13 protein-coding genes are annotated in these 12742 nt (G+C 43.3%); 11 read left to right on the top strand and 2 right to left on the bottom strand.

Features of this window, described 5'->3' with window-relative positions; genetic code table 11:
- Positions 1-2: 2 nt before the first annotated feature.
- The 11 genes from M3P07_RS11255 to M3P07_RS11300 all read left to right on the top strand — a co-directional run bounded on the left by M3P07_RS11255 (position 3) and on the right by M3P07_RS11300 (position 10580).
- Positions 3-923 carry a PorP/SprF family type IX secretion system membrane protein gene (locus M3P07_RS11255; RefSeq protein WP_249970009.1) on the top strand — a complete coding sequence of 307 codons (921 nt, stop codon included), beginning with the start codon at positions 3-5 and terminating at the stop codon, positions 921-923.
- Between the two features lies 1 nt (position 924).
- A complete protein-coding gene (locus tag M3P07_RS11260) occupies positions 925-2874 on the top strand; it encodes an OmpA family protein (RefSeq protein ID WP_249970010.1) in 1950 nt (649 codons plus the stop codon).
- A gap of 157 nt (positions 2875-3031) precedes the next feature.
- On the top strand, positions 3032-3568 hold the full coding sequence (locus tag M3P07_RS11265) for an RNA polymerase sigma factor (protein WP_249970011.1): 537 nt from the start codon (positions 3032-3034) through the stop codon (positions 3566-3568).
- Positions 3568-4113 (top strand): hypothetical protein, encoded by a 546-nt coding sequence (locus M3P07_RS11270; RefSeq protein WP_249970012.1) that lies wholly within the window; start codon positions 3568-3570, stop codon positions 4111-4113. The genes M3P07_RS11265 and M3P07_RS11270 overlap by 1 nt, the downstream gene beginning before the upstream one ends.
- Entirely contained in the window at positions 4094-5182 is a 1089-nt protein-coding gene (locus M3P07_RS11275; protein WP_249970013.1) for a hypothetical protein, read from the top strand. Before M3P07_RS11270 ends, M3P07_RS11275 begins: the two co-directional genes overlap by 20 nt.
- 35 nt (positions 5183-5217) lie before the next feature.
- The gene (locus tag M3P07_RS11280; RefSeq protein ID WP_249970014.1) at positions 5218-5931 is read left to right on the top strand and encodes a hypothetical protein; all 714 of its coding nucleotides are present in this window, start codon (positions 5218-5220) and stop codon (positions 5929-5931) included.
- A 37-nt stretch (positions 5932-5968) separates the two neighbouring features.
- The gene (locus M3P07_RS17785) at positions 5969-6100 is read left to right on the top strand and encodes a hypothetical protein (protein WP_284042147.1); all 132 of its coding nucleotides are present in this window, start codon (positions 5969-5971) and stop codon (positions 6098-6100) included.
- Positions 6101-6116: 16 nt separating this feature from the next.
- Complete coding sequence (locus M3P07_RS11285; protein ID WP_249970015.1) at positions 6117-8462, top strand: TonB-dependent receptor; 2346 nt, start codon at positions 6117-6119, stop codon at positions 8460-8462.
- A gap of 15 nt (positions 8463-8477) precedes the next feature.
- Positions 8478-9311, top strand: coding sequence for a GIN domain-containing protein (locus M3P07_RS11290; protein ID WP_249970016.1), 834 nt, complete (start codon positions 8478-8480; stop codon positions 9309-9311).
- Positions 9312-9394: 83 nt separating this feature from the next.
- Positions 9395-9994, top strand: coding sequence for a DUF4202 domain-containing protein (locus M3P07_RS11295; protein WP_249970017.1), 600 nt, complete (start codon positions 9395-9397; stop codon positions 9992-9994).
- A complete protein-coding gene (locus M3P07_RS11300; RefSeq protein ID WP_249970018.1) occupies positions 9981-10580 on the top strand; it encodes a precorrin-2 dehydrogenase/sirohydrochlorin ferrochelatase family protein in 600 nt (199 codons plus the stop codon). The genes M3P07_RS11295 and M3P07_RS11300 overlap by 14 nt, the downstream gene beginning before the upstream one ends.
- Before the next feature lie 38 nt (positions 10581-10618).
- Here the strand turns inward: M3P07_RS11300 and M3P07_RS11305 are convergent, their stop codons facing one another.
- Positions 10619-11371 (bottom strand): LytR/AlgR family response regulator transcription factor, encoded by a 753-nt coding sequence (locus tag M3P07_RS11305; protein WP_249970019.1) that lies wholly within the window; start codon positions 11369-11371, stop codon positions 10619-10621.
- 298 nt (positions 11372-11669) lie between these two features.
- Positions 11670-12662 carry an ROK family protein gene (locus tag M3P07_RS11310; protein WP_249970020.1) on the bottom strand — a complete coding sequence of 331 codons (993 nt, stop codon included), beginning with the start codon at positions 12660-12662 and terminating at the stop codon, positions 11670-11672.
- Positions 12663-12742: the final 80 nt, after the last annotated feature.

The raw sequence follows: 12742 nt of genomic DNA on the forward strand, positions 1-12742 counted from the left end.
GAATGAACTGGCAATTCCGAATAAGCTGTATTGCAACCTTGTTTTTGGGGATTCTTACAGTCTCTGCGCAACAAGACCCGCAGTTTACCCAATATATGTACAACACCTTAAATGTGAATCCGGCCTACGCAGGATCTAGAGGCCACCTAACGGCCCTACTGATGCACCGTTCGCAGTGGGTTGGGGTAAATGGTGCTCCAACAACACAAGTATTGGCGGTAGATGGTCCCATGAAAAATAATGTGGGCCTTGGATTGGTATTGTGCCACGACGCTTTGGGACCTGCTTCGGAAGTATTTGTGGATGCCAATTTTTCCTATACGGTAAAATTGGATGAAAACAACAAGCGCCTTTCCTTCGGACTTAAAGGAGGTGGCCGCATGTTCAATGTGGATTTCTCCAAAGGGTTGGTTGAAAATCCGGACGTCGCATTCCAAAACAACATCAAGAACAAATTTTTCCCCACCATTGGTGCCGGGATTTATTACCATAACAACAAAAGCTATCTAGGGCTAGCCGTACCCAATTTCTTTGCCCAAGACCATTATGATGGAGAGGAACAAGAAATTGCAGCGGAACGCCTGCACTACTATTTAATTGGAGGAAAGATCATTGATCTTACCCCGGACGTTAAGTTTAAGCCAGCCTTTTTCGTAAAATGGGTGCCTGGCGCTCCTGTGATTGCTGATATATCGGCGAATGCCATGATCAGGGAGACCTTTACTGCCGGGTTGGCCTATCGATGGGACGATTCGTTTTCCGCACTTTTGGGATTACAGATCTCTCCCGACCTAAGCATGGGCTACTCCTATGATTTGACCACTTCGGATTTAAGAAGTTATACCAGTGGCACGCACGAAGTGTTCCTGCGCTACGAATTCAAAACCGTTGAAAAAAGACTTAAATCCCCAAGATTCTACTAAGATGAGAAGTTTTAAAACCAACATCCCCGTTCTTATTTTCTTCATGGGCGGTTTGCTGCACGCACAGCTAAAGTATAATGATGCCGACATCAATTTTGACAATCTGTTGTACGTGAAGGCGGCCAAACAGTACGAAACCATGGTTCAAAAAGGGGAAAGCTCCCAACATGTTTTGCAGCGATTGGCAGATGCCTACTTTTTTAATACAGATATGGAAAATGCGGTAAAATGGTACGGAGTGCTCTTTACCAAATATGAACGTGTTTTGGAGCCGGAGTACGCCTTCCGATATGTGCATGCCTTAAAAGGAGTGGGTGACTATAAGTTGGCGAAGGGGATCATGAAAATCTATACCCAGAAAAAAGATATGTCCGAATATCAAGTGGCGCAATTGCATGACAATGATCAGGCCTTGGACGAACTTTTGAACAGACAACCTCAATTCTATATCAGTAATTTGGGAATCAACTCGGCTGTAGCGGATTTTGGTCCCATGTACTACAAGGATAAAATCGTGTTTTCTTCAAGTCGCGACTCCTTGACTTTTGAAACCAGGGTATATGAATGGAACAAGCAACCCTATCTGGATTTCTTTATGGCCGACACCTTGGATTCTGGTTCGGATTTGGCCAATGTCACTTCATTTTCCCCCATTCTCAACACACGTTATCACGAGGCAGCGGCTACTTTTATTCCCGAAGGGAATGTAGTGTATTTTACCCGAAACAATTATACCCACCAAACTTTGGGAAGGGACGAGGAAGGTACCAACCATCTTAAAATGTACACCTCAGAGCTAAGGGGTGGTGAATGGACGGAAGCCGAGGAGGTTTCCTTTAATAGTGAAGATTATTCGGTGGGGCAGCCTGCCTTAAGCCCGGATGGACGCAAACTTTATTTTGTTTCCGATATGCCCGGAAGTATCGGGGGCACCGATATTTTTGTGGTAGATGTCCATGGTGATGGTAGTTTTTCACAACCTAGAAATTTAGGACCTTCGGTCAATACCAGTGGCCGTGAAATGTTCCCCTATGTGACCGACAGTAAACTTTATTTTGCCTCGGATGGACATTTGGGACTTGGGGGTCTCGATATTTTTGAAAGTGAACTTACCACCTCTGGTTTTGGAACCCCCAATAATTTGGGAGTGCCATTGAACAGTAATCGGGACGATTTTGGGTATATCGTAAAGGAAAACTCCCAACGCGGATACTTTTCTTCCAACCGAGAGGGGGGAAAAGGAGATGACGATATTTATTCGTTCCAAAGAATGGAAGAAAGCTGCGAACAAACCGTTAAAGGAAGTGTGATTCGTAAATCCAATGCGCAGCCCATTGTAAATGTGATGGTGGTACTTACGGATGCGGAGGGTAACTCTTTGGGGAGCACATCCACCGACCCCTATGGAGCTTTCGAGTTTGAAAATGTATTGGAATGCGAGGCTGGGTACGAAATCAAAATAAGTAAGCAAGGTTTTTTACCTAACGAGACCTTGTTCATCACATCCAAGCAAAAAGATTTTGTGAACGATGTGCCTTTGGAGATCACCAAAGAGCTCAACAAACTTATCGTACGGGAAAATGGGGTACTAAAGATCAAGATTGATAATATTTACTTCGATTTGAACAAAGCGGACATCCGACCCGATGCGGCCCAAGAGTTGAACAAGATTGTGGAGGTAATGAAGGAATATCCCAAAATGGTCATCAAGATTGAAGCGCATACGGATTCCCGAGGAAGCGATCGCTATAACGAGACCTTATCGGACAAAAGAGCTAAGTCCACTGGAAATTATATTGTATCCCAAGGAATTGAGGCCCAAAGAATAGAAAGCGCCATTGGATATGGCGAAAAATTACTGCTCAACCAATGTAGTAATGGAATCAGATGTTCCAACGAGGAGCATGATGTTAATCGCAGATCGGAATTTATTATTGTAAAGCTGGATTAATAGCCAGTCAACCTAAACACTATCCAAAACCTTCAACGAAAGTTGAAGGTTTTTTTGTTAAATCCATCTTAAGTGCAACCCTTTACTTTTTTCCTTGTCTTTGGGATAGATGAATAAGGATTATTTTTAGCCGTCATTGAATAATCGTCCAGGATTTTTGGAAGCAAACGTACGTTTTACGCACCAAGCATTGGTGGAAAAGAGCAAAGCAGGAGACCGTAACGCCCAATACCAGTTGTATGGGCTGTATGTAGATGCCATGTTCAATGTGGCCATGCGAATGCTCACCGTAAGGGAGGATGCCGAGGATGTATTGCAGGAGAGCTTCGTGGAGGCCTTTAAAAAACTGGACTCCTTTAGGTTCGAGAGCACCTTTGGGGCATGGTTAAAGCGTATAGTGATCAACAGGAGCATCAACCACTTAAAAGCGAAACGGTTGCTGTTTTCATCCTTGGAAAATGAGGGCGAACCGGAAGAGGAGGAAATCGTTGAAATAGATCAACTGGAAATTGAAAAAATAAAAGTGGGCCTTGGTCAGCTTCCAGAAGGGTACAGACAAATTATAACACTATACCTGATAGAAGGGTACGACCATGTGGAGATCGGGGAGATTTTGGGAATATCGACATCCACGTCAAAGTCACAATACCACAGGGCTAAAAAGAAATTGATTCAAATTGTAAACGAATTGTGATGGACAATTTTGAAAAATATATACAAGAAAACAAGGAAGCGTTCAATGTTCACAAAGTGGACAAGGACAAACTTTGGCAGGGCATTACAGATCAGTTGGATAAAAAGGAAGAACCCAAGGTGGTTCCACTTTGGAGATCAGGCAAGCTAAGAATTGCAGCTTCGGTAGTCTTTTTGATTGGATTTTCCCTCATTGCATTTTTCTTGGTGGGGAGCCCCGCTTCCCAAGAGATTGAGGGCTACGCCAATGAAGAACTTTTTGAGATAGACCTGCACTATAAAAACTTAGTGTATCAACAAGTACTACTGGTCAAGAACCATCCCAAATTATCCGAAATGGACAAAGATGAGTTTTTGTCCTTCATGGATGAACTGGATCAGGAATACGAACAGCTAAAATTGGAAATGCAAGACAATTTGGACAATGAGCGGGTGTTGGAAGCCATTGTCAACAACTATAAAAAACGCATTGAACTTATTGAGAATTTGTTGAAGCAGATCAATGCATCTAAAAATGAAATGGACTATGAAGGGTATATTTTATAAAAAAGGAATACTGGCATTACTGTGTGGGTTTTTAATGACGGCTGCCCTTGCCCAAAGCGAGCGTACCAAACAATGGGACAACAGCTATGACCTTCCGGCAAATGGTACCGTGCAGATTGAGAATAAGTATGGGAATGTAGTAGTAAACGGTTGGGACCGTAACGAGCTGCAGGTTTCCATCGCCATTAAAGTGGTGCACCGTAAGGATGAGAATGCCAAAAAATTGTTGGATAGGATCCAGCCCAAGGTAACACAGGCCGGGGATTTTATCCGGATTACTTCCGAGATTGTTGACAAGAGTTCCAGTCTGCTCGGCAGATATTTTAACAAGGCCAATCCCTTCGATTTTGATAAATCCAACGTGCAAATTGATTTTGAGGTATACATGCCCGTGAATGCGGAGTTAAACGTGACCAATAAGTTTGGTGATCTGGTCATTGGTTCTTGGAACGGAGATTTGGAAGCCAATGTGCAGCACGGGGATATTTGGGTAAATGACGCTATGTCCACGGCCAAGGTTGATATGCGTTTTGGAAAATTGAATTTGGGAAGTGTAGACTATGGGAACATTAAAATGAGCAATGGCTCCATTGATATAGAGCAAGCCCAAAAATTAAAGATCATTAGTAGCGGAAGTGACATTAAACTGGATCAAATTGTCAATTTGGAATTGTATTCCAGTAAGGACGAAGTCCAATTGGAAACCATTGGGGTGCTCCGTGGCGATTTTAAATTTTCCAATGTCGATGTGTCAAGTGTGGGCACGGAAATGTTCTTGACCTTAAGGATCGCCGAAGTGGAAATCCATGATATAATAGGACCTGATCCCGAAATTGATATTGTTCAGGAATCTTCCGAGATCAAATTGGATGTTTCCGGACTTGCATTTGACTTTAGGGCCACATTGGAACAGGGGCTATTGAGGGTGCCCAAGACATTTTCCAATGTAAAAAGCAACATCACCAATGCAGGACGTAAAATTCGTGATATTACCGCCTCGTATGGTTCGGGGAGCAAAGGGGACTTTTCTATCAATGGCATCAAAGGGGTAATTGTACTTACAGATTAAGAAATTCAATCAAAAACAAAAATAAATCAGCAATCATGCAACCATCCAAAAAAAGCATTGTCTTTAAGACAGCAAACTACACCAGAAACATGTTACAACGGACGATATTGATCACCACAATGCTTCTTGGAGCTACAGGAATCGGCCAAGAACAGGAAGATGACAATTACATCGAATTCAATGATCGGAAAAATGTGGTGCATGGGGTCTATCTGGGACTTACCACACATTTTGGGGAAATTGACGGTAAGGATACCTACATTGGCGGTCTTAAGGTTGCTTATGTGGCCAATAGAAAATTTGAAGTGGGATTTGTGGGCAATTTTCTCTATTCCGAACAGGATAACCCCAGAACTGTGAACGAAGACTTAATCGCGGTTTACGGTGGACTTCATTTAGAACCGATCCTGTTTAGTGAAAATTTGGTGAACCTTTCTTTCCCCATTTTAATTGGAGCGGGAGGGGTAGGCTACTTTGGCAACAATTTTGATGATCCTATCGACGATAACATTGACGAAGACGAGATAGATGCCATTTTCGTGTTGGAACCGGGCATGAGCCTGTTATTCAATGTATCGCGGTATGTACAATTGGAAGCCGGGGTGAAGTACCGCTTTTCCAATAAACTGGACCTCGACCTCAATCCCTTGGACCGTATCAACGGTTTTTCCGGGGGCATCGGGGTTAAAATAGGGGTCTTTAATATGGGAAGAAATCGCTACAAAAAACATTTGGACAATGAACAATAATCAATCAAAAAACGAACAGTCAATCAATCAAGGTCTAATGGCACAACACGTCTTTTCCGAAAACGGATCAGTGTTTGTCCGAAGTTCGGAAAATCTTCAAACGGACGAGTGGTCCTTGATCAACTTTCATTGGATGCCTGTTTTGGAATTGGAACGGGAGCTTAGTTAATCCACAGATCACCAACATGAAAAAAACGAGAACATATTACCCACTTATCTTGGGGTTGCTGTTTGGCGCCTTATTTTCTGGGTATGGCCAGAACCTTACACAGACCGTAAAGGGTAAGGTAACCGATATTGTAACGGGGAGCCCGCTCATGGGCGCTACCATCGTTTTACTCAATTCCGACCCGCAGATCGGGGTGGTAACAGACAGTCAGGGATTTTTTACCATGGAAAATGTGCCGGTGGGCCGCCAATCGTTTGCCTGCAGCTATCTGGGATATGAGGATGCCTTGATATCGGAGGTATTGGTGGGTTCGGCCAAGGAAATCAATTTGAGCATTAGACTAACGGAATCACTCAACCAATTGGGGGAAGTCGTGGTCTCTGCCCGCAAAGACCAAGTTAAGCCCAACAATAAGCTGGCAACTGTAAGTGCAAGATCGTTTGGGGTTGAAGAAACCAAAAGGTTTCCGGCCAGTATAAGTGATCCCGGAAGAATGGCCCTGTCTTTTGCTGGCGTCACCAATACGGACGATACCACCAATGAGATTGTAATTCGGGGTAATGCACCGAATCAATTGTTATGGAAGATAGAAGGGGTGGAGGTGCCAGAGCCCAACCATTTTTCGGAAGAAGGGTATTCCCCAGGAGCGGTGAGCTTGCTGAGTACAAATATGTTGGGGAACTCCGATTTCTTTACCGGAGCCTTTCCAGCAGAGTACGGAAACGCAACTTCCGGGGTTTTTGATATCAAATTGCGGAATGGAAATGCTGAAAATACCGAATATGCCTTCCAATTTGGAGTGTTGGGTACCGATTTGGCTATAGAAGGACCCTTTTCCAAAAACTACAAAGGATCATACTTGGTAAATTATAGGTACTCCACCTTAACCATTTTGAACAATGTAATAGAAGTTTCCGAAGGCTCCGTGCCCACTTTTCAAGACTTGTCCTTTAAGGTAAATTTGCTCTTAGGGGATAAAACCAATCTTTCCGCTTGGGGAATTGGTGGCATCAGTGAGGACAATCAAGACAATGCGGAGCAGGTAGTGCCCGATGTGTTCGAGGACGAAATTTTTGAATCCAAAACCTATATGGGAGGGGTAAACGTCAAGCACTTTTTTAATACCAATACGTCCTTGGATGCTGTGCTTTCCTATTCTGGTAACCGAAGTGATTACGACTTTTCGGTAGAGAACAGGATCAACGGTGACTATTTTCGGGAGCGGGATATTTTAAGGAATAGTGCCTTTAGACTGAGCACCAATCTTAATCAAAAGTTCAACGCAAAAACAACCTTAAAAACAGGGGTGGTCCTTAGCCGTTTGGCCTATGATGTACTTTCGGATGAAAGTAACAACGATTCCGCCACCGAGATTTTGGTGGATGCTGATGGAACTGGAACCTTTTTGCAGTTTTTTTCCCAGGCCAAATATCGATTTACGGAGAAATTTTCGACCACTTTTGGGCTACATGCCTCCTCCTTTTCTGTAAACGATGATTTTGTCGTGGAGCCCCGGGCTGGATTTGAATACCGGCTAGCTCCAAAACATGTATTGAGTGGTGGGATTGGACTTCATTCCAGAAGAATGCCATTGAACCAATATTTTATTGAAGTTGAAGATGGCCAAGGTAACACCTCGACCCCCAACAAGGAACTAGATTTGATGCGGGCCGCGCATTACGTCTTGGGCTACGATTGGCGTGTTATCCAAAATGGACATGTAAAAATTGAGGTGTATTACCAAGACATAAATAAGGTGGCCATTTCCGCAAACCCCAATATCACGGACTCCTTTCTTAACGGCCAGTTCATAACCACGGCTTTGGTGGATACTGGAAAAGCCAGAAACTATGGTCTTGAATTGACCTTGGAGAAATTTTTTGCCGATCAGTATTACTTTTTGATTACCAGCTCTCTTTTTGATTCCCAATATCGGGCAGGGGATGGCAATTGGTACAACAGCAGGTACAATGCAAATTACACCTTTAATGTGGTGGGCGGCAAGGAATTCAAGGCGGGAAAAACAGGCAATAACATTTTTGGAGTGAATGCCAAATTACTTTGGAACGGTGGCAAAAGGGGGACACCGGTAGATTTGGATTTCTTTGATCAAACTGGGGGAGTACGTTTGGTGCAAAACCAGCGGAACACCCTTGAATTTGATGATTATTGGCGATTGGACACTAGTATCTCGTATCGGATCAACAGACCTAAAGTGGCACATGTGATTTCCTTGGACATCCAAAATTTAACCAACCGTCAAAACATAGACGAGATGTTTTTCAGTACGCAGACACGAACCATGGTGCCGGAATATCAACTGGAACTATTGCCATTACTGAATTATCGCATAGAATTTTAATCAAAAACGAACATCATGAAAACAATCAAAAACACCTTGCTAGCCATAGGTATGGCTTTTTTTATCAGCTCTTGCAGTTACGAAACCATCCGGGTTTCCGAAGAAGTCTCCACAAGGGATTATGGATTCACCGACATTACGGAACTCGAGGTTGCAACGGATTTTAAGGCATACGTAAGTTTTTCAGAAACTGAGGAAAGTGTGAGTATTCGAGCCAACGACAATCTTTTTGAAAAAATCAGGATTTATCAAGAAGGTGAAAAACTTACGGTAAAATTGAAGAACAACATCAACCTAAAGGGAAAAGAGACCCTAAACCTTTTTATAACCATGAAGGAGATTACCCATTATAAAGCCTCATCCGATGCGTCCATTTACTTGGATGACCCTTTGACGGCAGACATTGTTAGGGTAGAACTGAGCTCCGATGCCTATTTTGAGGGCGATATCACGGCACAGGACTTTGATTTAAGGGCTTCGTCCGACAGCCAGGCCGATGTATTTGTGGAGGCCAATGAAGTGTATTTGAACCTTTCTTCCAGTGCCAAGATGGAAGGGGAACTCCGAGCCTCCAGCGCTCGGGCGAGGCTTACTTCGGATAGTACGGTGGATGTTGTTGGAACCTTGGATGAATTGGATGCCACCCTAACTTCAGATGGTAGATTTGGGGATTATGGCCTACAGATTGAGGATTTGGTGATCTCCTTGTCTTCGGACAGCGATGCATACCTTACCGTAAATAATACGATTGATGTTACGGCCAACTCGGACAGTCGTTTGTTCTACAAGGGAGACGCCGAGATTATTCGGCAAAATCTTTCCAGTGATGGCAGGGTCATAAAAAAGTAGGAGCCGCCACCTGCGGAGGGTCCGTAGAGATACTTTTTGCGTATGACCGTTTTTCTGAATAGTTTTAAAAAAAAGAAATGCGCATGGCCCCATCACAGAAATTATTGGAAGCTTTTAGGTATTTTGATGGAGTCAATGGCAAAGACCCGAATACCGAAGTATTTGAAGGGAAAACCCACCCCAAGGAATTACTCTATGCCCAACGCATGACGGATACCTTGGACGCTTTTGACCCTGAAGCTTCCGAAGCCCTTCAACTGGCCGCCCGCTGCCAACACATTCAACGGTGGGAAATTCCAAGGGAGTCATTTGAAAAGGGCAGAGTAGGGTACCTGCAATGGAGACAGGAGCTTAAAATATTCCATGCGAAGAAGGCAAAGGAAATTTTGGAATCCCTAGGTTTCGAAAATATGTTGATCGAAAGGGTAAAGTCCCTTGTTCAAAAGAAAAAACTTAAAAAGGATAACGAAAGTCAAACCTTGGAGGATGTAGTCTGCTTGGTGTTCCTAAAATTCTATTTTGAACCCTTTGCTGGTAAACATCCAAAGGAAAAAGTAGTGGACATTTTGCAAAAGACTTGGAAAAAAATGTCGCCAAAAGGCCAAGAGGCCGCCTTGGAACTTTCATTGACGGAAGAAGCACAGACGCTTATCAAAAAAGCCTTGACCGATGGAGCGGAATGAACTATACCCCATTTTCTTAAAGGTATCCAACCTGAATGTGCTTATTGTGGGCGGTGGCAATGTTGGGTTGGAAAAACTTACGTTTTTATTAAAATCGAGCCCCAATGCCCAGGTGCAAATGGTTGCTCTGGATTTTTTGGGGGAAACCGTGGAATTGGCCAAAAAGCACCAAGTAGAAATAGTGAAGGAGCGTTATCACAAGAAATTTTTACAGGGCAAACACCTGGTGGTAGCCTGTACCGACAAACCGGAAATCAACGAACAAGTATATCGGGACTGCCGCGAACAGAGCATTTTGGTAAACGTTGCGGACAATCCGCCCTTTTGTGATTTTTATATGGGGGGTATTGTCACCAAGGGCAATGTGAAAGTGGCTATATCCACAAACGGAAAATCACCAACAACCGCCAAACGGTTACGCCAATTTTTTGAGGATGTGATTCCGGACAACATCGATGATTTGGTACAAAACCTAAACGAATATCGCAAAACTCTAAAAGGCAATTTTGAGGAAAAAGTGGAGGCTCTAAACGAGTTTACCAGAAGCCTTGTGGATAAAAAGGACAACCGTGAAAATCAGGACTAAGTGTTTTTGGGAGTGACATCTACACCAACCCTAGTGCATTACAGCTTTTTCATGGCCTCGATCAATTCATCCTTTTTGCGGGGAGAAAGATTTACGTGCATGTCATTGCTCATAATAATATAACCCCCATCTGCTTTAATGTACTTTTTCACTTCTTTAAGGTTGATCACAAAACTGTTGTGTACCCGCATAAACTGGTGATCTGCCAAAAGGGCTTCGTATTCTTTTAGGTGTTTGCTTACCATAAGCTTGCTCTTGTTACGTAGTATAAAAGAAGTATAGGACCCATCTGCCTTGCAAAGTACAATATCCTCTATAGCGATAAATTCCATGCCAATAGTTGTGGCCAAACAGATTTTTTCCTGTCGATAGGTTTCCTTGGAAAGGTTTTGCATTAGGGTATCAATTTGCTGACGGTATACGCTGGTGTCCATACGGTTTCGAGCTTTTTCCACAGCATGCTTCAACTCTTCCAAATCAATCGGTTTAAGCAAATAGTCCAAAGAACTGAACTTGATGGCCTTTATGGCATACTTTTCGAACGCGGTGGTAAAGATGACTTCAAAATTGGGATCTTTTATTTGTTCCAGTACATCGAATCCTTGTCCTGTCTGAAGTTCAATATCCAAAAAAACCACGTCCGGGCTCACGACCGACAAAACCTTTACGGCCTCATTTACATTACTGGCCGTTGCCAGGACCTTTACATCTTTACAAAATTCCTCAAGCATGGCCTTTAAGGTTTCCCTACTTTTCTTTTCGTCTTCTACAATTACAACTTTTAGGATCATACTGCTGTTTTTAATACTTCCAGAATTCTTATTACCACTTTGGTCCCACAAGGCTTGCCTTTGGAATCGAATAAATCAATGATTTCCACGGAATTTTTGCCAGGTTGGGACTGTCCCAATAACTTCAACCAGCGGAAAGCAACTTAATTACCGGGTTGCTACTAAGCATGGTCAAACATAGAAAGGAAAGATGGTTTTATCTGTTGCCAATTCACGGATGGGGCTTTTCAATCCATGAATGCCCGTTTTCAATTAACGGTTGCGATTTTGGGATTTTTTTAAACCTAGGTTTGGGGTGCTACAGTTCGGGTAAGTTGTGCTTTACATTTTTCCAAAAATGATTGTCAAAGACCCGGGCACCTCCAATAATGGCCCCTTTTTCCATGTGATTGGATATGCGAATGGGGATAGAAATGCCATTTTCATTAAGACTGGATTGCAACGCATGACCGAAGCAGGCATAGGATTTGGAAATATTCCCTCCCATGACCAAGGCATCCGCACCAAACTTTTTGATCCATGGTGAAAGGAAGTCCCCTAGATCTTTACCAAATGCTTCAAACATCTGCTTGGCTCTTGGGTCTGATTTGAAGAGCATTGTTAATTCCTTTACACCTGTTGCGGTGTATCCTGTGCGTTCATGATACGCATTTATACATCCTCGAGTAGAGAAATAATCATCTGCCATACCGTCTTTATAGGGCACGTTCCAAAGACACCCATTTGGAGGTACTGTTGAACCATTCACCACGGGAATACCATTTTCAATGAATCCCGCTCCCAGTCCGGTGCCAAGGGTAATGCACAATTGCCTTTTGAAGCCTTCTTCTTCTGCCAGCCATGCCTCACCAACAGCAAAGGAGGTGGCATCGTTCATAAAGCGAATAGGAAGGCACTTCGAAGTCATTAGCAAAGGAGTAAGGTCCTGCTCCACCTTAACTTCGTTAAGAGCGCCATATTTAAACCCTTCAGGATAGAGCGCTATGCCTTTTTTATAGTTGAAAGGCCCCGGAATGGCAAAACCAATTCCCTGTACATCAAGATTATGGGAAGCATTTATGGTTTTGTTCAAGGTGTTGGCCCAGGTTTCCATAATCACATCATACGGCTCCAAATTGGCAACATGGCTGGTGGCATAGGTATGGTCCAAAATTTTCTTCTGTCGGATATCCACTACGGCCGAGGAGATATGCGTACCCCCAATATCCACCCCTATCACGTATATCCCATTATTTGGGGTGATGATATTGTTGTCGGTGGTTGCCGAATCGCTATTTGGTATAATGGCCATACGCGAGTATAGTTTTAGTGTTTTTTAATCGATTGAACGATTGGTTGGTACGCGAAATCAAAAAGTTTGATCATGTCCGG

Origin of the sequence: Flagellimonas myxillae, from assembly GCF_023502235.1 — a bacterium.
GTDB lineage: Bacteria > Bacteroidota > Bacteroidia > Flavobacteriales > Flavobacteriaceae > Flagellimonas > Flagellimonas myxillae.

Coding starts and splice junctions, on each gene's coding strand:
- M3P07_RS11255 (WP_249970009.1), top strand. CDS start 3: ATGAACTGGCAATTCCGAATAAGCTGTATTGCAACCTTGTTTTTGGGG.
- M3P07_RS11260 (WP_249970010.1), top strand. CDS start 925: ATGAGAAGTTTTAAAACCAACATCCCCGTTCTTATTTTCTTCATGGGC.
- M3P07_RS11270 (WP_249970012.1), top strand. CDS start 3,568: ATGGACAATTTTGAAAAATATATACAAGAAAACAAGGAAGCGTTCAAT.
- M3P07_RS11275 (WP_249970013.1), top strand. CDS start 4,094: ATGAAGGGTATATTTTATAAAAAAGGAATACTGGCATTACTGTGTGGG.
- M3P07_RS11280 (WP_249970014.1), top strand. CDS start 5,218: ATGCAACCATCCAAAAAAAGCATTGTCTTTAAGACAGCAAACTACACC.
- M3P07_RS17785 (WP_284042147.1), top strand. CDS start 5,969: ATGGCACAACACGTCTTTTCCGAAAACGGATCAGTGTTTGTCCGAAGT.
- M3P07_RS11285 (WP_249970015.1), top strand. CDS start 6,117: ATGAAAAAAACGAGAACATATTACCCACTTATCTTGGGGTTGCTGTTT.
- M3P07_RS11290 (WP_249970016.1), top strand. CDS start 8,478: ATGAAAACAATCAAAAACACCTTGCTAGCCATAGGTATGGCTTTTTTT.
- M3P07_RS11295 (WP_249970017.1), top strand. CDS start 9,395: ATGGCCCCATCACAGAAATTATTGGAAGCTTTTAGGTATTTTGATGGA.
- M3P07_RS11300 (WP_249970018.1), top strand. CDS start 9,981: ATGGAGCGGAATGAACTATACCCCATTTTCTTAAAGGTATCCAACCTG.
- M3P07_RS11305 (WP_249970019.1), bottom strand. CDS start 11,371: ATGATCCTAAAAGTTGTAATTGTAGAAGACGAAAAGAAAAGTAGGGAA.
- M3P07_RS11310 (WP_249970020.1), bottom strand. CDS start 12,662: ATGGCCATTATACCAAATAGCGATTCGGCAACCACCGACAACAATATC.